Origin of the sequence: Pseudoalteromonas lipolytica (assembly GCF_001306915.1) — a bacterium.
In the GTDB taxonomy this organism is placed as follows: Bacteria; Pseudomonadota; Gammaproteobacteria; order Enterobacterales; family Alteromonadaceae; genus Pseudoalteromonas; species Pseudoalteromonas simplex.
Genome location: NZ_LJTC01000002.1, coordinates 183,001 through 207,035, shown reverse-complemented (window position 1 = coordinate 207,035; position 24,035 = coordinate 183,001). Strand labels below are relative to the sequence as shown.

The following is a 24,035-nucleotide window of genomic DNA, read 5'->3' as shown; positions in this document are numbered from 1 at the left end:
CCCTCACGGTTGACGGTAATTAAAAATAAATTTGATAGGCTAAGCATACGCAATAAAGTGTTTACAAGGCGTTTGAAGATGTAACAAACCATTACACATATTACAAAGGCGCTACAAAGGTTCTATAAGAGGTACTCAATGACAGATAAAATGGCATGCAGATTAGGCTGTGGCGCCTGTTGTATTGCACCCAGTATTAGCTCACCGATCCCAGGAATGCCAAACGGGAAAGCCGCGGGAGAGCGCTGTATTCAACTTGATGATAATAACCTATGTAAATTATTTGGTGATGAATCAAGGCCTAAGGTGTGTAGTGACTTTTCTGCTACCGTTGATGTATGTGGCACCACTAACGAACAAGCATTGTATTTAATTACCGAGCTTGAGCAGATGACTTAAAAAAGATTAAACCTTTAACACTTTTTAACGGTTACTGGGAACAGTTGTGTTTTTTATAACCAAATTTTTATTCACAGCATTTAATATAATTTTGGTTATGGTTCGTGAGATGTCTAGGCGGTAGCGCGATAGAGGAATGCCAGTCAATTGACTGGCATTGTTGTTTTTGTTTACCACGTATAAGTAGCGCTGAGAGTATATTGCTCGCCGCGACCAGGGGTACCCGGGACTTCTTCGAAAGATTCATCCCAAATGTTGTCAGCTGCAAAGGTAACAAACACATTATCAAGCTGAGCTGGGGTGAATTTTAGCGTTAACTGCGTGAAGAAGGCTTCATCATCAGAGTTACGTAAGCGGTTACTATGTTGCTTACGCCATTCGTTATCGATACGTAGCTCAAGCACATCCATTGGTTGCCATACTGCACCCAGTGTTACACGGTGATCAGGGTAGTTAAGCGCATAAAAGCTCGCATCAATATCTGCCGCGCCATAGTCTTCTGACTTTTCTAAGTAGGTGTAGCTGGCAATCAACTCAGTGCTTTCAAACGATTTATTCGCTAAAAACTCAACGCCTAAGGTGTCTATATCAACCGGGTTTGCAAAACGAGCTGAGGTTGCATCAAAGCGATATGTCCAATCTGTCAGGTTTTTATCTTTACGGTAGAAAATAGCTGAATCTAAACGCCACGAAGACTGTTCAATCAGTAAACCTAGCTCAAGGTTATCGGTTGTTTCGCGCTCAAGGCTGTAGTTACTTCTGAATAATCCGCCCGTTTCGCTGCCGCCGATGGCGGTATAACCGGGAACTTGTGTTGCTTCTGCGTATGATGCATACCAAGTATGTTCACCGCCATTATGATTAGCTACTTTAAGGCTGGCATCGGCAATAAAAGAGGTATCTGAGCTATCGTGGTTAGTATTATCAAATGCTGCACCAATACGTACAGTAAGCTCTTTGTTCGCTGTAAGGGCTGATTTGTACTCAGGTAAGATACTTAGCTTAGTGTAATTGCGCGACGTAAAGTTATTTTCAAGAGACGTTGATTCAATTTCATCAGCAATAAATTGCCCAGCATAATTAATTGCGTAGCGATTATTTAAGCGGTGACGCCCAGAGAGTGCTAATGACTTAACCGTGGTTTCGTGAAACGCTTCAAAAATAGCTGGGTTTTCACGAGACAAAACATAATGGTCGTTATGTTTACGATAATAGCCAGTCACTTCAAAGGTATTGCTCTCACCATACATTTGTTTGTGATTTAGCATGAAAAGCTTGGTTTCAAGATCTTCGGTTTCGTTAAAATTAAATGGCGTGTAAAGGTTTGGCCAACCAAAAAACTTCTCTTGGCGTCCGAACATTAAATCAGTTTGCGAGGTATCGCTTGCAATTTGAACGCGTGCTGAGGCACGTTCAAAGTCGTGGTCGCCATTATCAATTGAGCCATCACTTTTTGAGTGCGAGTATTCCCCTTCAATGCCTAATCGCCAATCTGGTTTACTATCCAGCTTTTGGCTATGGGCAGCATGAATGCTTTGTAAATTAAAGCCATTCGTACCTGTGCCAAGTGAAACGCTGCCAGTGCTTGTGATAGGGCGCCAGCCAAATGAAACTGTGCCAACCGAACTATTCATACCATAAAGGGCATTATCAGCCCCTGTAAGCACTGAAGGGCCTGTTAGCATTTGTGGCGCAATTGGAATTTCAGCAAAGTAGTGACCAGATTGAGGGTCGAATAACGTACTGCTACCGACACGAAAACCAGTATTTTCGAAAATACCACCACGAATAGTGACATCAGCTTGTGCTTCAGCCATGTTACGTGATTGCAAATCGACACGTGGGTCATATTCTAAGTTTGATACCGGCGCATCAAAGGTACCAACAGGCTCTTTATTTGCGGTTGCTGAAACTTCAACGGTGATTTGTTCAATATTGTTGGTGTCTTCTGCTAGCACTGAGCAAGTGACGAATAAAGCGGGAAGTGTAAGCTGTACTGCGCGTACCATCTAAAACTCTCTATTATTTTGATTAACTCGTTGCAGTGGCCGTTAAGAGCGCACTAGAAATTGCAGGTATTGTATCTGAATCACTGAGTTATACCACTCCAACCAGATTTCAGCAGGTAACAAAAAACCGCGCTAAGGCGCGGTTGTGCAATAAGAGCTGTGTCTATTTATTATTTAAAAAAGATGTGTGTTTCAGTTTGATTATTTATTTTTAACCGCATCATATTTACCAAAGAAAGTAATGATGAGAGCAACAAAAATACCTATAAATCCAATGACCGAAAAAGCTAGGCTATATTCAGCTTTAATATTAAAAATATTAAGCAAGCTAGTTATTAACAATAGAGAAATACCGGAAATTTTTAAAATCGTCTGTGTTTTATTTAAGCAAAACCATGCTTGACAAGAGGGGCATTGATTTTCAATGAAGAGGCTGTTTGTATTAACCTTTTTTATATCTTTAGTCGCAATTATGGTTTTACAGTTTGGGCAAGTTAATTTCATTTTATTCCTTTTTGGATCTTTTCTCTAAGACCCCTAATTCCATTTAGAGTTATTTAAGTTAAAGCATCATAGCAAACTTTGATCTTCACAAACAAAAAAGCTCACAATTTGTGAGCTTTTCAAAATTATGTAAAAGGCTTATTGCTGAGGTTTTGGTGGGAAGTTACTTAGAATGTTAGCAACAGTCTCTTTGATAACTTCAGTGCGCTTTTCAGGTGATTGGTTCTTTTGCAAACGACCTTCTTTCGCACCACGCCAAACTAATTGGTTAGAAGCACGGTCTACCACGTCTAAAATTAACGTACCCACTTCGTATTCGCGAGCAGTTGTTTGCGTGTTATAACCCATACCCCAGTAATTCCAGCGTGCACCGTAACCTACGTTGAAGGTATCTACATCAATTTTAGTATCAACAGAGGCATGGTAGTTAATCAGCACATCTGCTTGTGCTAAATCAACTAGCTTCATACCGCTTTTTTCAAGTTCAGCATTAACGGCTTCACGAACCCGCTTTTCCATTAAAGGACTAATTTGGTAGTTCGATACATTTTTAGTCAAGCTGGCATTCGGTACCCAAGAGAAGGTTTTATAATTACTAAAATCGGCTGATTTGTCGTAATCCCAATCAGGCGTTTTAGCACAGGCTGCTAAAAATAGTACAGCCGTCGCGATTAATAAGTTCTTCATATTGTTTGCTCCTTGGCAAAATTTCCACTACTTGATTGATAACATAACACAAAAAATACTCAACTGAATGATTATTTAAAAACTATGGCACATTTACAAAAAAGTACTGTAATAGTTTGTAATTAAGCACTGTGTTCCACTTCTATCCAGTCTTTTTCATCGACCCAGTTTTGTGCGCCATCTTTAACAGTGCGAATAGGTACGATGTAATCACAGCTAACTTGTGGTTTAACTGAGGCAAAAATCGGCACAAAGCCAAAGCTAAGCGCGGTTTCGATAATTGCTTTTTGGTTTTGTGGGTCGATATCGGCTGCTTCATCGATATAAATCGGAATACGATACAAGTTTTGTTCTTGGTCGCTTAATAAGTAACGAATAAACAGCATGCCGCAAAGTAACTTAATGGTAATACGCGTACCGTTAGAACCGGCTGAGTCAATTTTTTCGAAGTGCTCAGTTTCACCAGCACGGTTCACGACTTCAAAACGAATATCGAATAAGTCGGTCAGTGTTAAACCGGCTTTTTCAGAGGCAAGCTTAATCAAATGATCTTTCGCTTCGTTTACCGCAGATTCGCTATATGGCTCTTGGCTTAATAGGTCTAGGGTATCGCCTTGCTCAAACTGATTTGAGGTACTAATAATAGTATCAATGCTATCAACTAACATCTTGCGCGGAATAACATTAATTTTGAATGCTTGAAGATTAGAGATACGGTGCTGACTAATCCCTTTATTAAAGCTGTTCATTTCACGGCGCAGGCGGTCTAAGTCTTCGCGCAAACCTTTAATAGTAGCGGCTACTTCGGTTAACGCAACTCTGCCTTGACGTTCAACCGCATCGCGCTCGTTATCGATGTTATGAAACGCGCTAATAAGCTTTTCGTATTTAGTAAACTCATCGTTTTCGTTATCAAATTTAGTAATACCTGCATTGTAAATATGCAGGTAGGTGTTACGTACGTTGATATCAAAGTTACGTAACTCTTGGCAGTCTTTATTGAAGTGGTGAATGAGGTCACTTAAGTTATCAAAATCAATACTGATTTCAATCATGTACGGAGTGACTTTTCCTGAGTAAACATCAAGGGTGTGATCGATACGTTCAGATTTAACTTGGCGTAAACGGTCAGCTTGGCGCGCGAGCAAATCTTTTTTCGACTTGATAATTGAGCGACGATCGCTGATTGAGCCACTGTTCTTTTGAATGTCTTGCAGGTAGTCGTCAACTTGTTCGCGCTCTGCATTTAATTGCTCTTTTAGCAGGGTTTGTGCATCGCTTTTCGGCGACATTAGCAGCGACTTCGCGCTGTTGTTTAAACTCTTTCAGTGAGTTTTCAAGAGCAGCAAGTTGCGCAGTTAATTGCTCTTTATTTTCGCCAGTTTGCATTTGCACTGGGCTTAGCTTTTTAAGTTTAATCGTCGCACCTGGCAGAGTCAGTACACCGCCTTTCACGTTAGCCGATAACTGCTCTAAGAACTCCCCAAAGGCATCTTCGTCTGTGATCTCAACATCACCATTGCTGGTGGTGGCAAACGATAAGATATCTGGGTTCAGAATACGCGAAATCTCTTCAACTTCTTTCAAAGATAAATCTTCACGCATACGGGTGAATAAATTGAACTCGAGGTTCTTCAGCTGTAATTTTAAGCTCTTGATTTGCTTTTGTGTTTCGCTAATACGGTAATCAAGGGTGTGCAAGCTTTGCCCTTGGGCACTGCTCAATGAATGCGATAGCGATTCATAATCTTGTTTAAGCTGAGTAAGGCTGACTTTTAAAGTGGCTTTATTAACCAATTCAAACTCAGATTTAAGCGCTCGATAGTCTAAAAACCACTGTTCAATTTGAGTTTGTTTGCGCTCAATATCGCGCGATTGCTGAATATACAGCTGCTGCTTTTGTTCGAACTCATGCTTTTCGTGCTCGATATCCTCAAGGGCAATATTTAGCTCAGTGAGTTGCTCTTGTTGATAGGTTTCAAAGTCTATTAGTGCTTGGTCAATTTTTGGCGCATAAGCAGCAAGCTTACCTTTTAAAACCGTTTGGTTTTCAAGCATAGATTCAAGAGCTGCAATTGGCTCTTGCATTGACTCAAGGGCTTTTAATTCACGTTTAGCGCGATTCACTTTATCAAATGAACGTCGCCAAACCTCATAAAAATCAACCCGTGAGTTTGACATATGGCGCTCAAATACACGTAGCATAAAGCGTTTAACATCACTGGCACCTAACTTATGCAAGTTAAGGATACGGCGGAAAATTTCTTTGTAAATCGCTGAATCTTGCACGTTATTGAGGGGGATCATCTTTAAGTTGATATCGCCATCAAATGGGGTTGCGCCGCCAGTGAGTAAGGCGTTTAGCTCTTGCGCTTTTAATTCAATTGGATTGAAACCTTGCTCTTTTAAGTGATTAAAAAGCTTGGTGAATTTTACAATAGTTTTGCCTTGCGTGTAGTGTTCAAGGTTCAACTTACCTGGGTAGCAAAAAAACTGATGCGCGTAACCAGCAATTTTACCTAGGCCGGCAACACCAATCACCACAGGGCCATTAGGCAGGTCAGCTTCGAGTAAAATATAGGATTGATCTGACGAAAAGTAGAATTTTCGGGTTTCGTCTAAATCGTGGCCATCCCATTCTGTTAAACGCAAATCATTAATCAGTGGAAATTGCAGGGCATTAATTACCGAGCTTTTACCGGTATTATTCGGTGCACAAATAGAGCTACTTTTATCCAGTGGGATCACGCATTTTGCATAGCCTGCGGTATTTAAAAGCGCAAGTTTGCTGAGTCCGTAAAGGCTTTGGCTTTGCATTATTCGTCATCTCCTAGGTAGGTTTCTTCGTTTACTTCCATCAATGCATCGATATAACGATAAATAGGTGCTTGCAGCATAAAGCCATTTTCTACTTCGCGAGCAAGACCTAAACGCACCATACGTAGGTAAACGTCTTTGCGTAAATCTGAGCCTGAGAAGATTTCTAATTGATCAAACAAATGCTTGTTGATTTGCACTAAGGTTTGCATTAGTTCAAGGTCGTTTACTTCGTCAAACAAGGCCCGCATTGGATCTTTACCAGTATTGGCATAGTTCTCAATCAAAATGTAGATAGTCAGTGCGATGGCACGCGAAATTTTACCCATATTTGGGGTGCTTTCGTCGCTACCAAAATAGTAAAAGCCACGGCTATCGTGTTGTAGGTCATGGCCAAGGGCGTTAAATAACGAGCGATAAGCATCAATGTGTTGATCAAGCTCTTGCCACATCAGCGTGTCTTGTTCGCTAATGTGGTAGCCTGATGTGAGCTTTTTATTAATAGCTTGCAGATGCGTTAAATCATCTAAATTAATATCTGTCATGGTTATTGCTCTGTTGCTTTTTTATCGTCAGCAATCGATGAGTTAAATGGATAAAGAGAGAAGTGTTGCTGGGCAATTTTTATTTTTACTTTCTCTTGGCTTTGGCTGATTTCAAGGTCGCCATCGCTAATCAATTTTTGATATAAGAACAGCATTTCGTCAGCCTCTAGATCTGGGTAGCTTTCATCTAAGAAACTAAGCAGCGGCTGAGCTTTTTTGCTGGCTTTTTTAAAGCGTTTTCTAAATTGTGTTTTAACGTCGTTGTAATCAGGAATATACGGGCTTTGATAGGCGGGCACATCATCATGCTCTGGTAGTTGATATTCATCGTGCTCAAAGTCAACTAAGCCTGCCATATAGGCCACGATATGACGTTGCTGACCAAGTGAAAAGCGTTGCGCGTCTGAAACAAAGTTAGGCTGTACTGCACTTAACATGTTATCGACGCCATTTTTACGCACTAAACCAAGCACTTTAGCCGCTTGGCGAGTAATTAGGTTGTTGCGGCGTAACTCTTCACGTAACGGCATCAGCATATCGGCGCTTTTACGTAAGCTTTCACGGCCAACTAAATGCATTTCTAAAATACGGGTACGTAATTGTTCAAGCATGCGCTTGTCTTGATATGACTTACCAAGGCGGTCAATTTGCTGTATTTGCGCGCTAATTTGCGCTTCGATGGTATTAAAGCAAGCGTGGAAGTCACCTCGAATATCCACCATTTCCAGCATAGGCTCGATGTATTCATCGAACGCTTCAATTACAGCCTGATAGCGTTTTTGCAGTGATTGCACCGCGTTGTCTGCTTTTGCTTGCTCAACAATATTTAAAATTGCGTTTTCATTGTGGGCAAACAATTTCATTATTTTGCGTACCCGATCATCCATAATGCGGCTAAAGCGGCGAAGCTCGTCGTAATCTTCAATTTCACCGGCTTTAGCAAGGCGATTGCCAAGGCGAGCTAAGTCATCAACGAGCACGCTAATCTCTTGAGCAAGACCTAAGTGCTCTTCTTGTAGCAAGAAAGTCGCAAAATCGGCGATCGCGCGGTTTATTTCTAACTGTGATGATTTTGCCAGTGGAATGATAATATCTTGATTCAATAAACGATTTGTTTCTTTATAAATGCGTTCGTTTGACCATGAAGGCTGCTTTTGTTTTATCGCATTTTGTACGTCTTTCAAGCTGAAATCAGCCATCTTAAAACGTTTAAATAGCAGTTCTAACACCCCCCAATGTTCAGTAAGGGTATTTAATAACTTTTTAGCTGGGATCATAAGGCTCCAGTAAATTCAGACTTTGGTGTTGGCGATTAGTAGTAAATTATGTAATTGAGAATAGTTTTATGCTTTCTATGCTGCTAGAATCCGCGCCGAAACACTCGACTTACAATTTTTACATTATTATAAAGGTTGTTCAAACACCATGGTAACCCCACTTATCCTAACCCTGATAGCGGTGGCATTTTTGCTTATCGTTATAGAGGATATTATCCATGTAAACAAGGCCAAAACGACGCTTTTTTTTGGCACTTTATGCTGGATTATCTTATTTATCTCTCCAATTCATGGGCAAAGCCCAGAAACCATACAACATCAACTGGATCACAACATATTAGAAATCGCGACTTTGTGGCTATTCTTAATGGCTGCGATGACCTTTGTAGCGTATTTAAACTCTAAAGGCTTTATCCAGAATATTGTTCATAAAATTATGCCAAATCAAATCAGTGAACGAAAGCTGATGTTTCTGATTGGTGGTTTTGCATTTCTATTTTCATCTATTTCAGACAACATAACGGCAACTTTAATCTCGCTTGCGGTGGTGATGTCACTTAAGTTAGATCCTAAAAAATTAATAAAGTATGCGACCTTAATTGTATTTAGTGTTAACTCGGGTGGGGTGTCGTTGATCACCGGTGATGTTACAACCCTGATGATTTTCTTAGACGAAAAAGTCACCATTGCTAATCTACTATTATTAATTGCCCCTGCACTGACAAGTGTTGCACTGCTGGCGGCAATGTTGTCGGTGGGTATGTCGGGTAATGTTGTGTTTGAAAAACAAGCTGCCCGTCGCATCGAAAAAACAGATATTACCATTGCGGTTATCTTCTTCTCGACGATTATTGCCACGTTAACTTTGAGTGTGCTTTATAGTGTGCCGCCGCTGTTAACCTTTTTATTTGGTTTATCACTTATGTTTTTGGTTGCGCAATTTTTAATGCGCAAAAAAGACGTAAACAAAAAAATCATCGATTATATTCGTGAAATTGAATACGACACCTTATTGTTCTTCGTCGGGGTATTATTACTCGTTGGTGCATTAAAAGAAGTCGGTATGCTTGCTAAATTTACTCACTTATATGAGTTGATGGCACCGGAATATGCCAACTACCTGATGGGGCTATTATCAGCGGCGGTAGATAACGTACCTCTAACTGCAGCACTTTTAAAAGCTGATATTGTGATGAGCCCTCAGCAATGGCTGTCGTTTACTTACGCAACTGGGGTCGGTGGCTCAATGCTTATAATCGGCTCTGCGGCAGGTATTATTGCCATGAGTAAGGTAAAAGCACTAACCTTTATGAGCTATCTTAAAATGTCGGTTTATTTATTAATTGCTTATACCGTTGGTTATTACGGTTCGCACTTAGCGGGCAGTTTAATTTCATAAAACAACTTGACAGCTAGACGTCTAAACGTTAACTTTCGAAGCCTGCTTTTAACAGCAGGCTTTGTTATTTTAACCAGGTGTTAACTTAACATTCAGAAGAGGTGCGATACTTAGGTAATTAATGTGAGGTGACGAACGCCAATGACCATTAATGAGGGAAGTACTCGCCGAGAAAATTAACCGGACGTCACGGTTATTTTTCGGTTTATGGGGCTGAATCCTCAAAACTGTCACCAAACTAGGTGGAGAGCTTCTGGCATGGACTACTCTTTATTTTCAAAGCACCCCCTTGCCGAGTTCTTCTTGAATTACTGTGGATAGTTTTCCACAAAAGGAGACGACATGAATACCCAATTAGCCGCCAACAGAAAATCAGATTACGTTGTTGCAAAATTTGGTGGCACCAGTGTAGCTAACTTTGATGCTATGAGCCGCTGCGCTGAAATCATTTGTGCTGATAATCAAGTACGTATAGTTGCTGTGAGTGCCAGTGCGGGCGTGACAAACCATTTAGTTGCATTATGTAAAGCTGATTTGAGTGCGGCTGAACGTGATGAGCACATTACTGGCGTTGTCGCCATTCAAGAAGCAATCTTGGCAGAGCTGTCACTGGATGCTGATTTAGTACATGGCTTTAATGAAACGCTCAAGGCTTTTCAAAAGCTAGCATCAGACGGGGCTAAGTCAGTAGCAGATCAAGATGAACTACTGAGCTTTGGCGAGCGTTTGTCATCGTATTTATTTACTCAAGTATTACGCGGTCAAGGTCTTGATGCGGTGCGTTTTGATGTACGTAAAGTGCTAAAAACAGATAGCCAATTTGCTAAAGCTACCCCAAATGTTGCAGCAACCGCTGCGGCTGCTAAAGAGCATTTAGTGCCGCTACTTGATGACCATGTTGTGGTAACTCAAGGTTTTATTGGTAGCAATGAGCACAATCAAACGACCACTTTAGGCCGTGGTGGTTCAGATTACAGTGCTGCATTACTCGCTGAAGCAATTAATGCAAAAAGCGTGCATATTTGGACCGATGTTGTGGGTATTTTTAGTACTGATCCGCGTTTATGCGCTAAAGCAAGCCCAATTGCACGCTTAAGCTTTGATGAAGCGGCAGAAATGGCAACGTTTGGTGCGAAAGTACTGCACCCTGCAACCATTTTACCTGCAAGCCGAAGCCATATTAGTGTGTTTGTTGGTTCAAGCCGTGAGCCGCAATTAGGTGGTACATGGATTGAAAAAGAAAAGTCTCAGCAACCAGGTATTCGTGCCGTAACACAGCGTAAAAACCAAATTCTGTTAACGGTTAAAAGCCCAGAAATGCTCCTAGCGAGTGGTTTCTTAGCGCGTGTATTCACTATTTTAAGTGAGTTTAATATTTCGGTTGATTTGGTTACTACCTCCGAGATCAGTGTTGCAATTACTTTAGATAACGCGCCAAATGCATCACGCCCTGAGCTTGATCAAGCTTGTTTAGATAAGCTTTCTGAGTTTTGCCATGTATCGGTTGAAAATAACTTAACGCTGGTGGCTTTAATTGGTTCTGAAATTCAATTACGTCAGCAAGAAATGAACTTAATGCAGGTATTGAGTGATTTTAATATTCGTTTAATTTGCCACGGTGCAAGTAAACATAACCTGTGCTTCTTAGTTGAGCAAAGCGAGTCAGATGAAGTCGTGCAGGCTATTCACAGCCGACTATTAGAAAGCCAAGTCGCGGCGTAAGTCATTAAAGTTAATAAATGAGCACTGCCAGTCAGTGCTTTTTTGTGCCACAACACTTATATCAAACCCGTCAATAGAGTTACAACTCGCGCTGAAATTATGTTTGCTCAATTCTTCAAATACATTAGGGGCAAGTAGTTTCGCAATCGGCTGAGCACTTGCTTTGGCAAGCGCTTCTTTTAATGTCCAAATTCTAAAAAAGCACTGTGCCTGTTCATCGGGAGCGTCAAAACGGCTAATTAAGTCAACTTCATCTTGATGATAAAAATGCTTTGCGAGTTTGATAAAAGGGCGAGGCTTACTGCTTTGTTCAATATCAAAACCGAATAGCTGTTGTTTTAGGTTAAGAGCTGCACCAATTAAACTATTTGAATGTGATAAACAGGCCCACACAGGTTCTCTGCGTTTTGTATGTAATTTAAGCTTGCTGTCTTTGTCATCAAACTGGCTTGATATTTCATTGAGCGCTAAATCATCATGAGGGTAAGCATGTTGATACAAATACTTTAACGTTAGGCGAGTCGCTAAGTACTCTTGCTTGGCGCTAGGCACTTTGCGTTTTTCAAGTACGCTTAATTCAAACTCACTGAGTAATTTATCAAGGGGTAAACTTGCAACATCAATACGTGTTGCATCCATCAGCATAATTTTTTTAGCTGTTGTTTGGCTTTGCTGCTCGATGATAAGAGTATTCGAAAAGTAGTGACTGCTCATGGTTTAACGCTTACACGGGGCTTGAATTTAGTTTTGTTTATTTTTACAGCAGATGCACTTTTATAGGCATGAACAAACGCAAATAGTTTACGCAGTTGACTGTAATTATGGTTTAATGAGGAAAAATAATAACAGATTTGTAGATGTATGGCACAAGTTCGTGACGGCTTTCAAAGCCGATTAGGTTTCGTTTTAGCAGCTTCTGGTGCGGCGGTAGGTTTAGGTAATATTTGGGGCTTTCCAACACAAGCGGCAAACCATGGCGGCGGTGCATTTTTACTCGTTTACTTCATTGTTATCTTCTTATTAGCGCTTCCGGCTCTTTATACTGAGCTGTATTTAGGCCACCAAGCGCAAGCGAATCCAGTAAAAGCATTATCTAATGCATGGCAAGACACAGCGCCTAAAGTGGGCGCTGCAGCAGGCTATATTGGCCTCTTTGGTGCGGTTGTGATGCTGAGCTTTTATTCGATAGTTGCAGGGTGGATGCTGGCTTATGCGCTTGAGCCAGTCGCAAGCTTCTTTGGTTTTACTGAGTTAAGTAATTTTTTACACAGTGACTCCATGGCGCGTAATTTTGTGTTTACGCCACTGATGCTTATTCTTACTGCGAGTATTATTTTAAAAGGCGTTAAATCAGGTATCGAAACTTGGTCACGCCGCTTAATGCCATTATTGCTAGTGTTACTAGTGGCGTTAATTGCTTATATCGCGACCCTAGATGGTGCGATGGATGGCTTTGCAGCCTACTTAGTGCCAGATTTTAGTCAAATTCTTGATGCAAACTTAATTATTGCGGCAATGGGGCAAGCATTCTTTTCATTGTCGTTAGGTGTTGGTTGTATGATGGTTTACGGCTCATATTTAAAACCAGATGCCAACCTGCCTAAACTAACTGGAACCGTGGCACTGCTAGATACTGGTGTAGCCTTTTTAGCGGGTTTATTGATTATTCCGGCTATTTTTGTTGCTCAACATAACGGTGTAGAGGTATTTAGCGGTGGTAAATTGGTTGGTGAAGGGCAGTTAATTTTTGCGATTTTACCTGAACTGTTTAGCACAATGGGCCAAGTGGGTTTACTCGTTGGCTTATTATTTTTTGTATTAATGTCGATTGCCTCAGTGACGTCAACTATTTCATCGACCGAAATTCCAGTGGCATTTTTAGTTGAGAATCACAGTATTGAGCGCAAAAAAGCGACCTTATTTGTAACGCTGATCGTGTTTATTGCCTCATCACTGATTATCTTAAACTTTGACTGGTTATTTGGTTTAGTCATTATGGTGCTTACACAGTACCAATTACCTTTAATGGGACTGTTCTATTTCATTACTGTAGGCTGGTTATGGCAGCGTGGTAATAAATTGCATCAAGTATCGAGCGGCCCTCATTATTGGTTTGCCCAGTACATTCGCTTTGTCTGTCCGTTATTAATGACGGCGGTATTTGTAAACGTGGCGTTGTTGAAATAAAAAACTAATACTCACATTTAATTAATTAGATCATCTTAAGTAAAGTCATTTAAAATAAGGATATATTATGACCGAATGGATTGTTTTAAGAGAAAAAATAGAATCAAAGTTTCCAGCTCTGACAGATGTTATTAATAATGAGTCGGACGTTGAGTCATTAAATAAAATTGCAGATTTGGTTGGTAATACTTTACCTCAATCTTTTGTATCAATATATGCAAATTGTGATGGTCAATTCCGCACTAAGGCTGGTTTCGTTTTTGGCCTTTCATTATTAAGTACAGAAAAAATTATCCATGAGTTAAATGTTTGGCGAGAGATTATTGACCAAGGATTAGAAGGGTTAAATGAGAGTTGTTCATCCCTAACACCTAGCGCTATAAAAATTGAATATGCGAATACTAAATGGTTACCTCTACTTGGAGATGGAGGAGGTAATTTTATAGGGGTGGACTTTGATCCAGGCCCGACAGGAACGAAAGGTCAAATTATCAATTTTGGCCGAGACGAAGATGATAAGTGTGTTTTTGCAAAGTCACTTGATGATTTCTTAGTACTCCTCACTGAATTACTAAATAGCCCTTCGCTTGTTGAAGAGGAAGATGGCAGTTATTCATACAACCATACACACTTCATAGATGCACTCAAAGAGTTATCTCAAAAGTAATGAAACATAATTTTATTAAAATATCATAAAATCAATAAGTTAATAAAGGATGGTTAGCTTTGCAAGTGTTTAGAAGAAAAAGGAAGAAGGTTAGCTTTAAATTGCTCAACAGCTTTTTATACAGATTGTTATTTGGTGGTATGTTTGCTTATTATTTAACTGAATTTGCAGAAAAACCATTTTTTATGCAGCTCGGCTTTATAGTTGTATGTTGCATCATTTCTATCATTGTAGATTATTGGATGATAGAGCCAAAAAATTCAGTTGAGGTGTCAATAGACGGTGAAAAGTTACTATTATTAGGTGTTAAAATAGATATTTCCGAAGTAACTGAAATTCTTTACTCACAAACTAAAAGGTTCGAACATACAGTGAGGTTTAGTTATAAAAACCTAACTTACCAAGATTTCGAGCTAGCATCTTCCGATCTAATTGAAGATTTACGATTTTACGACTTTTTGGTTGATCACCAATTACCAGTAAAAATGCTCGATAACAATGAAAGGTTAAACGAGCATTGATGAGCTTAACGCCTGATGAGAAGTATCAAGGCCATTTCTTAAATAACTTCGTTAGTTAATGCTAAGCCTTGGCTTATTTCATTAGCACTTTGTAATGTAGTGCAGGCGATTTCGCTCAGTGCTTCTTGGGTGAAGAAGCCTTGATGGCCTGTCACTAACACATTTGGAAAACTAATAAGGCGTGAAAAAATATCGTCTTGCATGATTTCTTCACGGTGATCTTTAAAGAATAACTCTGACTCTTGTTCGTACACATCTAGGCCTAGGTGTCCAAGCTTTTTAGACTTAAGCGCTTGAATACATGCTTGGCTATCAAGAAGTGCACCACGAGAGGTGTTAATCAGCATGACACCGTCTTTCATTTTCTCAAATGCGCTAGCATCAATTAAATGATGGGTGTGCTCGTTGAGCGGGCAGTGCAATGAGATGACATCACTTTGGGTGAGCAATGTGTCTAAATCGCATAGGGTGTAAGGGCCTTCACCAGCCATTGGGTCGCAAACGAGTACCTTAGCTCCAAAGCCATTTAAAATATTAACCAGTGCTAAACCGATTTTGCCACAGCCAATGATCCCAATCGTTTTTTTAAACAGATTAAAACCAAGTAAACCGTTTAAATCAAAGTTACCTTCACGTACACGGTTAAAGGCTTTGTGGGTTTTTCGGTTGAGCGTTAGCATGAGTGCAATACAATGCTCTGCTACTGCTTCTGGGCTATATGCAGGGACGCGGCAAACCTTGATGTTATGCTCTTTGGCAGCATCAAGGTCTACATTATTGAAGCCTGCACAGCGTAATAAGATTGCTTTAATGCCAACAGCCGCCATATCTGCAATGACGTGTTTGTCGACCGTATCGTTAACAAACACGCACACTGCATCGAAACCTTGGCAGAGGGGCGTGGTATTTCTGTTTAAGGATTGCTCAAAATAACTGAGCGAAACAGACTCAGAGTATTCAGTTAGATTCCTTTCAAAAAACGGTTGCTCATACTTTTGCGCACTGAATAAGGCCAGTTTCATCATTTAAATTACTCTCTATCACCATTTTGAGGGTTTCGGGCTTGGTGCGCGGGGCATATCGCGCAACGAGTTGACCTTCTGAGTTTATAAGAAATTTGGTGAAATTCCATTTAATTGCGCGGTTTTGCGCAATTCCTCGAGTATGGCACTTTAAATAATTAAATAACGGGTGGGCGTCTGGGCCGTTGACTAACACCTTGTTAAAAATGGGAAAGCTGACATCAAAGTGTTGCTGATAAAAGGCTTTAAGTTCATTGCCATCTAGAGGTTCATTGTGGCCAAATTGATTACAGGCAAAACCGAGTACGGTAAATCCTTGCTGTTTATATTCTTGATAGAGTTTTTCAAGGCTTGCCATTTGCACTGAAAAATTACATTTGCTGGCAATATTGACAATAAGTGCTGTTTTTCCTTGTAGCGATTCAAGGCTGAAGTTTTCTCCAGATGCAAGCTGGGCATTGAAACGATATATACTATCCATGTTTTACCTGTGTGTTTTTTAACGGTTTAAATGAACTTTTTTTCATTCGCTTTTTAGTTATTCGGTTGAGATAATGAAATTGTTACTAATTTATCACTCAAATAGGTCAGTTTTATGTCAATGAAAGTCGCCTTCATCGGATTAGGTGTTATGGGTTATCCAATGGCGGGTCACCTTGCCAACGCAGGTCACAACGTGACAGTTTACAACCGCACAACGGCTAAAGCGCAAAAGTGGGTTTCTGAGTATCAAGGTGAATACGCTGAAACACCAAGTGAAGCAGCAAAAGGGGCTGATATCGTTTTCATGTGCGTAGGTAATGATGATGATTTACGTTCAGTTGTTTATGGCGAACAGGGTGTGCTGGCAAGCATGCATGAGGGCAGCTATTTAGTTGACCACACTACAACGTCAGCTGAAGTGGCACGTGAAGTGGCTGCTCAAGCGAAACTACAAGGCATCGCATTTTTAGATGCGCCGGTTTCTGGCGGTCAAGCTGGGGCAGAAAATGGTGTATTAACCGTGATGGTTGGTGGCGACGAAGCTGATTTTAATGTTGTTCAACCTGTTATGGCTGCTTTTAGCCGTTTTAGCCAATTATTAGGTGAAGTAGGCTCTGGTCAACTGTGTAAAATGGTAAATCAAATTTGTATTGCGGGTGTGGTACAAGGCTTGGCTGAGGGGTTACACTTTGCAAAACAAGCTGGCCTTGATGGTGAAAAAGTAATTGAAACCATCTCTAAAGGCGCTGCAGGCTCATGGCAGATGGAAAACCGCTACAAAACAATGTGGGCTGGCGAATACGAATTTGGTTTTGCTGTTGATTGGATGCGTAAAGATTTAGGCATCGCTTTGGATGAGGCAAAGGCCAACGGCGCAACTTTGCCGATGACGGCAACAGTTGATCAATATTATGCCGATGTACAAGCCTTAGGTGGCGGTCGGTACGACACATCCAGTTTATTAGCGCGTATCGAAGCGTTACATAAAAAGTAATATCCATAAAAAACGCGACAATGATTGTCGCGTTTTTTATTACATGCTTTGTGCGTAATTGTACAACGCTTTTAATATATGCAGATTTTTCTCGTTATCATCATTTTCATGAGCCAGATTCTCAAGAGTGATCATGAAATCTTGGCCACTGATCGACGGGCTATCTTCACCGTGCATTAGCTTGTTTTGGCAATACTGGCGCCATTTTGCCAGTTCATCTTGGCTTAGTGTGTGTGGCCAATTTCGAGCGCGATATCTAAATAACAAGGTAGCAAACTTTTTATCATCAAAATCTAGCTGCATTGTGGCTAATTGCTCAGGGCTTGCATCTCGAATAATGGCAAATTTAGCTTTATCTGCATGGCTGGTAAAACCATCATAAAGTTGATAGTCAGGGTTGGTGGTTTCGCCGTAATCACGTTGCTCGTTAAACACTTCGGTCACTTTGTCGCGAAGTTCTGTGTTGGCTTTTAAAATAGCGAGATTTTGTAGGCACTTTTCGCGGTCAATACCTAAACGGGCTGCGTTCTCAGGTAACAAGGTTTTTGCTGGTGCGAGAATAGGGCACTTATTTAAATGCACGAGTTTTAAGCCTACCGGTGCTTCGTCTTCGCCAAGGTCGCTGTGTTTTGTGTAAAGACGCGTGCGTAGCTCTTCAACAGATAAATCTAATAGCACTTGCGGATCTTCAGTTAAATTAAAGCAAATAATGGCGTTTTTATTGACTGGGTGAAAGCTCATTGGTGCAATCCAGCTGGTGCAGCCTTGGCTTGCCGGAATTCGTGACGAGGTGTGCACAAGTGGTGTCATATTAAATACATCAACTAAATCAGCCAGTGCTTTTTTAGCGCGTAAGCTAAAGAAAAATTGATACAACTTAGGTTGTTTTTCTTTTATTAATTTTGCCAGTGCAATAGTCGCTGTTACATCACTTAATGCATCGTGAGCAGCAGCGTGTTCAATGCCATTGGCAACGGTTAAGTGCTCGAGCTTAAAGCTCGGTGTACCGTCTTCTTTGAGCGGCCATTCAATACCTTCTGGGCGCAGTGCATAACAGGCACGCACTAAATCAATAATATCCCAGCGGCTATTATTGTTTTTATATTCTCGTTCGTAAGGGTCATAAAAATTACGGTATAAGCTGTAACGTGTGACTTCATCATCAAAACGGATACTGTTATAGCCCGCAACACAGGTGTTAGGTTGGCTAAATTCAGCATGGATCTTTGCCATAAATTCAGCTTCAACTAAGCCTTTTTGCATTGCAACTTGCGGGGTAATACCTGTTATTAAACACGCCTCAGGGTGCGGCAAGTAATCGGCTGCAGGCTTGCAATATTCAATTAACGGCTCACCAATAATATTCAAATCGAGATCGGTACGAATACCTGCAAATTGACTTGGGCGGTCCTTTTGCGGGCTTGCGCCAAATGTTTCGTAGTCGTGCCAATAAATTGTTGGTTGCTGTTGTTCTGGATATGCCATGCATTAAACCTTGCTAAGCGTAGGGCCGCTTTGACTTATTTTTGAATTGACAGAATTATGGCATAGAGACTTGTTAGTTTATAGAGTTAAAGGTGTTGATGCTGTTTAGTGGTCGTTTTATATACCTGTGCGGTATAAAAAATAGCCTAACGGCTAGGTTTTATGCTTATATAGGGTCTAGTCGTTAGTTTTTACCTAAATTTTTATTGTAGTGGCTCGGTATTTGCTAACGAAAGCTATCTTTAACAATGAAGGAACAAAAAAATGACTTTATCAGCTTTATTACTATCTACTTTAGCATTCGACGCAGCACCAGCTCCTAGCTTTGATACAACAAAACTTCAAGGCTCTGGTGGAATCGTAATTTTAGTACCGCCAAAAAAGAAAAACTTACAAGGCTCTGCTGGAATTGTGATCTTGGTACCAAAAAAGAAAGAAAACTAAGCACTTACAGAATAAAGCCAGCTCAAATGCTGGTTTTTTTTTATATATAGCATTATGCTTAGGCGTGTCTTTTTTAGGATACGCCATGCAATACCTTACAGATTTATACAATGAGTTTTTAGTCGCAACCTCTGCTCATAAAGTGTTTTCTACTCAAGTTATCATAGCGCTTTGTTATACAGTCGCACTGATACATTCATTCTACAGAGCATTCAAACATCGAGAGCTATTTAGCGACTTTTTGTCTATTGCCGTTGTTGCATCAAAATACTTAGTCACTTCTCTTCTTATGGAAAAGGTTTTACTTTATATTTCGGAGGGAGGAAACGGCGCGTTTGCACAGAATATTTACCTCGCATTGGCGGGTTTCAATGTTTTGAGTATGGTTATCTTATATAAATTACATACAAAATTTAGTTATACATTTGGGGAGTTGTTTTTTTGTATAATAAAACTGACGATACTTTTAGCTATAGCGCATTTTATTTTGTGGTTTAAGCTCGTCGTATTGTTTGTCCAAGCTGAACACGCCTACATACACTACATGTATAGTTTTATTGTGCTCTACATTAGTATTGTCCTTGCTGTTGTAATGTTGTTTCCAGGTCTTTTGAAAACCAAATTAAAACTATTACTTAGTCCAAGCTGGCCTTTTGGAACAAAAAGTTAACATTAATTTATGATGTTTTTCAGTCCTATAACTTCATTTATAATGCTTTTTCCTGATGTATTGCGAACCAAGTTTGGGTGTATAGTAACATTTAGTTTACCGAGGGATCGTAATGCTTGAACTAATTTACATAGCCATTGTCGTTTTAGCCATCTTGCTTGTTGCAAGTACATGGTTGATTGCGCGTAAAAATATCTTTGAAGATCAAATCAGATCTAAATCAGTTGAGGTAGTTTGGTGCACGTTACAAGCTGAGCATGAAACAGATATCAGCAAAGCAATTAAACTATTTAATAAAGCTGAACAGTTAAAGAGTGAAATTGCCACCTTAATGGGTAATTCACCGCAAGCTGCAGACTTTAAGTTAGCAGAGCCTGTTGGGCTTGATAGTAATGCAATAAAAGAGTTATCACTTGGGGAGCTGCAGCGCTACTACGATAAACAAAATAATATATCCGATATCTACGATAAAATGTACAAAGGTAAGAATTAGTAAAAAGCCAGGTTATTTAACCTGGCTTTGTATTTTGAGCTCATTTTTTATTTGTTTTAGCTGAATATCTGCAAGCTGACTAAGGGCTTCATGAGTGTGGTTATCACCTTTAATTAGCCCCGCCATAGAAAGCTTTTTTATACTCTTAATAATACCGTTACTTACTGCTTGTAGTAACGCCCCATCAAGTGTCACTGTGGTTTGTTCGCTACCATTAAGTAGTGAATCAAAGCTAACTTCAGAAGCTTTAGCCACGTTATCAATTAGTTCATAAGGCACTGCAGCAACTTCAATACTTTGCTCGCAAAAACCTGATGTTAACGATAAGTGCCTTTCTAATTCAGCATAGTTTTGCACCTTACAAAGCGTACATATGCGCTTAAAAATATCACTCACATGCTGTTGCTCGGTGCTGAGCGTTTGATTAAACATAGCATGTCCTTGCGCTGCTTTTTTGTTTATATTAAACGACTTTTCAGAAGATCTCATTAATAAAGTTAAGGTGTGACCGTTTTTTAGCCCATAAATAATGCTATTTGATGGTATAAGCCAATTCCTACTAATACATTGAAAGGAAAGGTAATGCCCAAAGAACATAACATGGCTAAACCAATGTCTGCATCGGGTATGGCTGCTTTAATCGCGGCAGGGGCTGCAATGTAAGAGGCACTTGCAACTAGGCTTGCTAGTATTACCACAGAGCCTAATTCTAGTTGTAATGCAGTACCAACGCAGACCCCGATTGCACCTAATAAATTTGGTGTTATAAGAGCAAATAATGCTAATCGCCATTGGTGCCATGGAATAGGGCGCAGAGTTTGTGCAGCCATTAAACCCATTTCAAGTAGGAATAGTGCCAGCACAACTTTAAAGCTGTTCGTTAAGAGACTCGTTACTTGGCTCCCTTGTTGCGTCCCGTACATCATGCCAATAATTACACCACCAACTAGCAGAATGACACTTTTGTTAGTAAGTGTTTCATGCCAAAGTGCTTTTAGAGAAAGGTTTTGTCCAGAACCATTACCAAGGCGGCGATACAGTAACAATCCAACAATAATCGCAGGTAACTCAAGCATTACTAAATAAAGTGTGACTTCAGCACCTACATTAAGTGAATTCGATTCAGCATAGGCTAAAGCAACTGCAAATGTACCTGCGCTTACTGAGCCGTAATGGGCAGCAATACTTGCGCTATTAGCAACAGAGAGGTTTAGCAGTTTGTTTAAAATAGGAAACAGCATCAATGGTATTAAGCCACCAAGTAGTAATACAGCGCCCATTTCTGGTAGAAGTTGCCAATGCAAATTGCCATGCAGCACCATACCTCCTTTTAAGCCAATGGTGAGCATTAACAATAGGCTAAGAGTTTCATAGGTCGCTTGCGGAATTTTTAGGTCAGAGCGAAGTAATCCGGCAGTGAGTCCTAAAACAAAAAACATTACAACAATATCAGGCACTTTGTACTCCTCTTGATTAAAAAGCGCCGCTATTCTAGATAAAAAATCACATAGTAAATAATAAAATAAATGATAATATCCTATAGGTTTTTATCTATGGGTTTGATTTTATGGATTTAAGGCATATTTCTTTTCGTTTACTCGAGGTATTCATGTGCGTTGTAAAAACACGCTCAATTAGTGAAACAGCAAGGCAATTACATTTAACGCAACCAACGGTATCGCAGCAAATTAAACGCTTACAAGAAACAGTCAATGAGCCATTAGTGATGGTTAATCAGCAGCGAATTCATGTTACTGAAGCGGGTTTTGCATTGTTTCAAACTTGTCAGCAGGTGTTTGGTCACTTTGATGACTATCAAGATTATCTTGCTGAGCTTAGAGGTGGTGAGAGAGGGCGCTGTAAAATAGCCATGGTTAACACCGCGCAATATATCTTGCCTAAGTTACTTGGTCCGTATAGTAATTTACACCCTCATGTTGAGTTGCCACTTGAAATAGGTAACCGGGCTGAAGTGCTAGCCCGTTTTGAAAGAGGCGAAGATGATATTTATGTCTTTAGTCATCCACCTTCATTAGAACATGCAAAAGCAGGACGGTTTTTACAAAACCCATTAGTGTTTATTGCACCAACCAACCATGCGCTCGCGAGTCAGACTCAGGTCACATTACAAGACTTAGTATCTGAACGTTTTTTGCTTCGAGAGCCTGGTTCTGCCACACGAATGCTGTTTGAAAGTGAACTGCAAAGCAGAGGCTTTGTATTAAGCAACACAGTACAAATGGCAAGTAACGAAGCTATTCGGGTTGCGGTTGGTTCAGGAATGGGGCTAGGTGTTGTTTCTCGCCATGTATTGCCACCCCATGATACAAGTTTTTGTATGTTAGATGTAAAAGATGTCAATTTAGCTAGTCATTGGTATTTTGTGGTACGGACCGATCGCCATTTATCGCATGCGGCGCGTAGCTTTTTAAAATTTGCTCAATTGAATTTAGAACAATGCTTAAATAAACAGTGGGTCACTAATGAGCTAAACCTACTCAATGAAAGCTTAAATTAAAGATTCTAACTACCGCATTTAAAATGCCATAGTTACAACTTGATTTCGGCCATTTGACTTGGCTTTGTACAAACCTTTATCGGCTTCTGCGAGCAACTCATTGACATTATTGGTGCCCGATTTATGTGTAATAATACCGACACTGATCGTAAGCTTTAGAGCTTGGTTTTGATAAAAGAAACGATCGTTGTGTATCGCTAAACGAATTCGTTCAGATAGGCTTTCGCCTTGAGTTTGAGTGGTGCTAGGTAGTATGACTGCAAATTCTTCACCACCGATTCTGGCCACCAAATCGTGTTCACGTAGTTGGCTTTTAATCTTTTTTGCAACCCATTTGAGTGCTTCATCTCCTGTTTCGTGACCATATTGGTCATTTACTTTTTTAAAGAAATCGATATCAATCATCAAAGCGCAGAGTTCAGTCAGGTTATGATTAGCTTGTTCTAAGTAGCTGTTACTAATTGTTATAAATGATCTACGGTTTAATAATCCAGTGAGTGGATCTCGATTTGCTAGATCGTTTAGTACTTGCTCTGATTCTAAAAACATCATTAATGGCCATATCATGGCGGTTAGAGTGGTAATTATAATATGGCTTATCAGAATGACCGCGAGAATGTGAGTTAAATCAGTATCAATAATGTCTTGATAATCTGAAACTAAAAGCGAAAACTGTAAAAGCATAATTAAAGCATGAATTACAAAGCATAGTTTTAGTAAAGCAAGATGCATGATGCGCTCAACCTGTAGTTTTCTGAGGGCAAAAGCAGCGTAGCTAAAGCATATGGCGATAATGGCCGTGGTGATTATTTGGTTTAACGGGGAGTCATGCACTGGCAGCAATATCAGCATGGATAGAGTCACTACAAATGCACAGGCTTTATGATATTTTTTATCTGACTGACTGAACGCATGGATCCCTAAAATTGCAGCTAAAGGCGCTGAAATAATGAGTAAATCAGCCAAGTAATGGGTAATTAAGGGGAAGTCGATAAAAACACGCAGAGATGCGGTGATCTGCGCAAATACGAAAAGTAAACACGAACTACCCCAATATAAATAGCTTGCTTGTTGTCTCAAGAAATATAAAGACAGTAGAAACGCTCCAATAATCACATTCAATAAAATTGAAATGCTGATTATGGTGGGTAAATGCATCATGATTTTCCCTGGATAATCACTCGACTAAAAT

23 protein-coding genes, 1 pseudogene and 1 riboswitch are annotated in these 24,035 nt (G+C 40.1%); of the genes and pseudogenes, 11 read left to right on the top strand and 13 right to left on the bottom strand.

Annotated features, from left to right (window positions below; all coding sequences use genetic code 11):
- Positions 1-150 precede the first annotated feature (150 nt).
- Entirely contained in the window at positions 151-399 is a 249-nt protein-coding gene (locus AOG27_RS02820; RefSeq protein ID WP_054551936.1) for a YkgJ family cysteine cluster protein, read from the top strand.
- Between the two features lie 170 nt (positions 400-569).
- Here AOG27_RS02820 and AOG27_RS02815 read toward each other — a convergent pair whose 3' ends face one another.
- From AOG27_RS02815 to AOG27_RS02790, 6 genes and pseudogenes are all read right to left on the bottom strand, one after another.
- Complete coding sequence (locus tag AOG27_RS02815) at positions 570-2,408, bottom strand: TonB-dependent receptor plug domain-containing protein (RefSeq protein WP_054551497.1); 1,839 nt, start codon at positions 2,406-2,408, stop codon at positions 570-572.
- 201 nt (positions 2,409-2,609) lie between these two features.
- Positions 2,610-2,912, bottom strand: coding sequence for a hypothetical protein (locus AOG27_RS02810; RefSeq protein WP_054551496.1), 303 nt, complete (start codon positions 2,910-2,912; stop codon positions 2,610-2,612).
- 138 nt (positions 2,913-3,050) lie between these two features.
- The gene (locus AOG27_RS02805) at positions 3,051-3,599 is read right to left on the bottom strand and encodes a DUF4136 domain-containing protein (protein WP_054551495.1); all 549 of its coding nucleotides are present in this window, start codon (positions 3,597-3,599) and stop codon (positions 3,051-3,053) included.
- Positions 3,600-3,721: 122 nt separating this feature from the next.
- Positions 3,722-6,416: pseudogene (locus tag AOG27_RS02800) on the bottom strand (ATPase).
- Positions 6,416-6,961, bottom strand: coding sequence for a condensin complex protein MksE (locus tag AOG27_RS02795; RefSeq protein WP_054551494.1), 546 nt, complete (start codon positions 6,959-6,961; stop codon positions 6,416-6,418). The pseudogene AOG27_RS02800 and the gene AOG27_RS02795 overlap by 1 nt, the downstream one beginning before the upstream one ends.
- A 2-nt stretch (positions 6,962-6,963) precedes the next feature.
- Positions 6,964-8,238 carry a hypothetical protein gene (locus AOG27_RS02790; RefSeq protein ID WP_054551493.1) on the bottom strand — a complete coding sequence of 425 codons (1,275 nt, stop codon included), beginning with the start codon at positions 8,236-8,238 and terminating at the stop codon, positions 6,964-6,966.
- A 148-nt stretch (positions 8,239-8,386) separates the two neighbouring features.
- Between AOG27_RS02790 and nhaD the strand changes: the two genes are divergently transcribed.
- A complete protein-coding gene (nhaD, locus tag AOG27_RS02785) occupies positions 8,387-9,637 on the top strand; it encodes a sodium:proton antiporter NhaD (protein ID WP_054551492.1) in 1,251 nt (416 codons plus the stop codon).
- An 88-nt stretch (positions 9,638-9,725) separates the two neighbouring features.
- Positions 9,726-9,898: riboswitch (Lysine riboswitch) on the top strand.
- A gap of 81 nt (positions 9,899-9,979) precedes the next feature.
- A complete protein-coding gene (gene lysC, locus AOG27_RS02780) occupies positions 9,980-11,359 on the top strand; it encodes a lysine-sensitive aspartokinase 3 (protein ID WP_054551491.1) in 1,380 nt (459 codons plus the stop codon).
- Here the strand turns inward: lysC and AOG27_RS02775 are convergent.
- Positions 11,336-12,073 (bottom strand): 4'-phosphopantetheinyl transferase family protein, encoded by a 738-nt coding sequence (locus AOG27_RS02775; protein WP_054551490.1) that lies wholly within the window; start codon positions 12,071-12,073, stop codon positions 11,336-11,338. The two genes, lysC and AOG27_RS02775, sit on opposite strands and share 24 nt — an antisense overlap.
- Before the next feature lie 147 nt (positions 12,074-12,220).
- On the opposite strand from AOG27_RS02775, the gene AOG27_RS02770 reads away from it, so the two are divergent.
- The 3 genes from AOG27_RS02770 (at position 12,221) to AOG27_RS02760 (ending at position 14,734) form a co-directional block, all read left to right on the top strand.
- On the top strand, positions 12,221-13,546 hold the full coding sequence (locus AOG27_RS02770) for a sodium-dependent transporter (protein ID WP_054551489.1): 1,326 nt from the start codon (positions 12,221-12,223) through the stop codon (positions 13,544-13,546).
- 67 nt (positions 13,547-13,613) lie between these two features.
- Positions 13,614-14,213 carry an SMI1/KNR4 family protein gene (locus tag AOG27_RS02765; protein ID WP_054551488.1) on the top strand — a complete coding sequence of 200 codons (600 nt, stop codon included), beginning with the start codon at positions 13,614-13,616 and terminating at the stop codon, positions 14,211-14,213.
- 59 nt (positions 14,214-14,272) lie between these two features.
- Entirely contained in the window at positions 14,273-14,734 is a 462-nt protein-coding gene (locus AOG27_RS02760; protein WP_054551487.1) for a hypothetical protein, read from the top strand.
- A 38-nt stretch (positions 14,735-14,772) separates the two neighbouring features.
- Here the strand turns inward: AOG27_RS02760 and AOG27_RS02755 are convergent, their stop codons facing one another.
- Positions 14,773-15,756: a 2-hydroxyacid dehydrogenase gene (locus AOG27_RS02755; RefSeq protein ID WP_054551486.1), complete on the bottom strand. Its 984-nt coding sequence runs from the start codon at positions 15,754-15,756 to the stop codon at positions 14,773-14,775.
- Complete coding sequence (locus tag AOG27_RS02750) at positions 15,722-16,237, bottom strand: glutathione peroxidase (protein ID WP_054551485.1); 516 nt, start codon at positions 16,235-16,237, stop codon at positions 15,722-15,724. The genes AOG27_RS02755 and AOG27_RS02750 overlap by 35 nt, the downstream gene beginning before the upstream one ends.
- A gap of 114 nt (positions 16,238-16,351) precedes the next feature.
- On the opposite strand from AOG27_RS02750, the gene AOG27_RS02745 reads away from it, so the two are divergent.
- The gene (locus tag AOG27_RS02745; protein WP_054551484.1) at positions 16,352-17,233 is read left to right on the top strand and encodes an NAD(P)-dependent oxidoreductase; all 882 of its coding nucleotides are present in this window, start codon (positions 16,352-16,354) and stop codon (positions 17,231-17,233) included.
- Between the two features lie 39 nt (positions 17,234-17,272).
- Here AOG27_RS02745 and sbcB read toward each other — a convergent pair whose 3' ends face one another.
- Positions 17,273-18,718 carry an exodeoxyribonuclease I gene (gene sbcB, locus AOG27_RS02740; RefSeq protein ID WP_054551483.1) on the bottom strand — a complete coding sequence of 482 codons (1,446 nt, stop codon included), beginning with the start codon at positions 18,716-18,718 and terminating at the stop codon, positions 17,273-17,275.
- A gap of 264 nt (positions 18,719-18,982) precedes the next feature.
- Between sbcB and AOG27_RS02735 the strand changes: the two genes are divergently transcribed.
- The 3 genes from AOG27_RS02735 (at position 18,983) to AOG27_RS02725 (ending at position 20,325) form a co-directional block, all read left to right on the top strand.
- Positions 18,983-19,162 (top strand): hypothetical protein, encoded by a 180-nt coding sequence (locus AOG27_RS02735; protein WP_054551482.1) that lies wholly within the window; start codon positions 18,983-18,985, stop codon positions 19,160-19,162.
- Positions 19,163-19,247: 85 nt separating this feature from the next.
- Entirely contained in the window at positions 19,248-19,832 is a 585-nt protein-coding gene (locus AOG27_RS02730; RefSeq protein ID WP_054551481.1) for a hypothetical protein, read from the top strand.
- Between the two features lie 112 nt (positions 19,833-19,944).
- Entirely contained in the window at positions 19,945-20,325 is a 381-nt protein-coding gene (locus tag AOG27_RS02725; RefSeq protein WP_054551480.1) for a hypothetical protein, read from the top strand.
- 12 nt (positions 20,326-20,337) lie between these two features.
- Here the strand turns inward: AOG27_RS02725 and AOG27_RS02720 are convergent, their stop codons facing one another.
- Positions 20,338-20,757, bottom strand: coding sequence for a hypothetical protein (locus AOG27_RS02720; protein WP_054551479.1), 420 nt, complete (start codon positions 20,755-20,757; stop codon positions 20,338-20,340).
- Positions 20,758-20,840: 83 nt separating this feature from the next.
- Positions 20,841-21,782 (bottom strand): sodium-dependent bicarbonate transport family permease, encoded by a 942-nt coding sequence (locus tag AOG27_RS02715; protein WP_054551478.1) that lies wholly within the window; start codon positions 21,780-21,782, stop codon positions 20,841-20,843.
- 110 nt (positions 21,783-21,892) lie between these two features.
- Between AOG27_RS02715 and AOG27_RS02710 the strand changes: the two genes are divergently transcribed.
- Entirely contained in the window at positions 21,893-22,843 is a 951-nt protein-coding gene (locus AOG27_RS02710) for a LysR family transcriptional regulator (RefSeq protein WP_054551477.1), read from the top strand.
- A gap of 18 nt (positions 22,844-22,861) precedes the next feature.
- Here AOG27_RS02710 and AOG27_RS02705 read toward each other — a convergent pair whose 3' ends face one another.
- Positions 22,862-24,004, bottom strand: a complete 1,143-nt coding sequence (locus tag AOG27_RS02705; RefSeq protein WP_054551476.1) for a GGDEF domain-containing protein — start codon at positions 24,002-24,004, stop codon at positions 22,862-22,864.
- Between the last annotated feature and the right edge of the window lie 31 nt (positions 24,005-24,035).

Excerpts from the sequence above, each read along its gene's own strand:
- AOG27_RS02820 (WP_054551936.1), top strand. The coding sequence starts at position 151 with ATGGCATGCAGATTAGGCTGTGGCGCCTGTTGTATTGCACCCAGTATT.
- AOG27_RS02815 (WP_054551497.1), bottom strand. The coding sequence starts at position 2,408 with ATGGTACGCGCAGTACAGCTTACACTTCCCGCTTTATTCGTCACTTGC.
- AOG27_RS02810 (WP_054551496.1), bottom strand. The coding sequence starts at position 2,912 with ATGAAATTAACTTGCCCAAACTGTAAAACCATAATTGCGACTAAAGAT.
- AOG27_RS02805 (WP_054551495.1), bottom strand. The coding sequence starts at position 3,599 with ATGAAGAACTTATTAATCGCGACGGCTGTACTATTTTTAGCAGCCTGT.
- AOG27_RS02795 (WP_054551494.1), bottom strand. The coding sequence starts at position 6,961 with ATGACAGATATTAATTTAGATGATTTAACGCATCTGCAAGCTATTAAT.
- AOG27_RS02790 (WP_054551493.1), bottom strand. The coding sequence starts at position 8,238 with ATGATCCCAGCTAAAAAGTTATTAAATACCCTTACTGAACATTGGGGG.
- nhaD (WP_054551492.1), top strand. The coding sequence starts at position 8,387 with ATGGTAACCCCACTTATCCTAACCCTGATAGCGGTGGCATTTTTGCTT.
- lysC (WP_054551491.1), top strand. The coding sequence starts at position 9,980 with ATGAATACCCAATTAGCCGCCAACAGAAAATCAGATTACGTTGTTGCA.
- AOG27_RS02775 (WP_054551490.1), bottom strand. The coding sequence starts at position 12,073 with ATGAGCAGTCACTACTTTTCGAATACTCTTATCATCGAGCAGCAAAGC.
- AOG27_RS02770 (WP_054551489.1), top strand. The coding sequence starts at position 12,221 with ATGGCACAAGTTCGTGACGGCTTTCAAAGCCGATTAGGTTTCGTTTTA.
- AOG27_RS02765 (WP_054551488.1), top strand. The coding sequence starts at position 13,614 with ATGACCGAATGGATTGTTTTAAGAGAAAAAATAGAATCAAAGTTTCCA.
- AOG27_RS02755 (WP_054551486.1), bottom strand. The coding sequence starts at position 15,756 with ATGAAACTGGCCTTATTCAGTGCGCAAAAGTATGAGCAACCGTTTTTT.
- AOG27_RS02750 (WP_054551485.1), bottom strand. The coding sequence starts at position 16,237 with ATGGATAGTATATATCGTTTCAATGCCCAGCTTGCATCTGGAGAAAAC.
- AOG27_RS02745 (WP_054551484.1), top strand. The coding sequence starts at position 16,352 with ATGTCAATGAAAGTCGCCTTCATCGGATTAGGTGTTATGGGTTATCCA.
- sbcB (WP_054551483.1), bottom strand. The coding sequence starts at position 18,718 with ATGGCATATCCAGAACAACAGCAACCAACAATTTATTGGCACGACTAC.
- AOG27_RS02735 (WP_054551482.1), top strand. The coding sequence starts at position 18,983 with ATGACTTTATCAGCTTTATTACTATCTACTTTAGCATTCGACGCAGCA.
- AOG27_RS02730 (WP_054551481.1), top strand. The coding sequence starts at position 19,248 with ATGCAATACCTTACAGATTTATACAATGAGTTTTTAGTCGCAACCTCT.
- AOG27_RS02725 (WP_054551480.1), top strand. The coding sequence starts at position 19,945 with ATGCTTGAACTAATTTACATAGCCATTGTCGTTTTAGCCATCTTGCTT.
- AOG27_RS02720 (WP_054551479.1), bottom strand. The coding sequence starts at position 20,757 with ATGTTTAATCAAACGCTCAGCACCGAGCAACAGCATGTGAGTGATATT.
- AOG27_RS02710 (WP_054551477.1), top strand. The coding sequence starts at position 21,893 with ATGGATTTAAGGCATATTTCTTTTCGTTTACTCGAGGTATTCATGTGC.
- AOG27_RS02705 (WP_054551476.1), bottom strand. The coding sequence starts at position 24,004 with ATGATGCATTTACCCACCATAATCAGCATTTCAATTTTATTGAATGTG.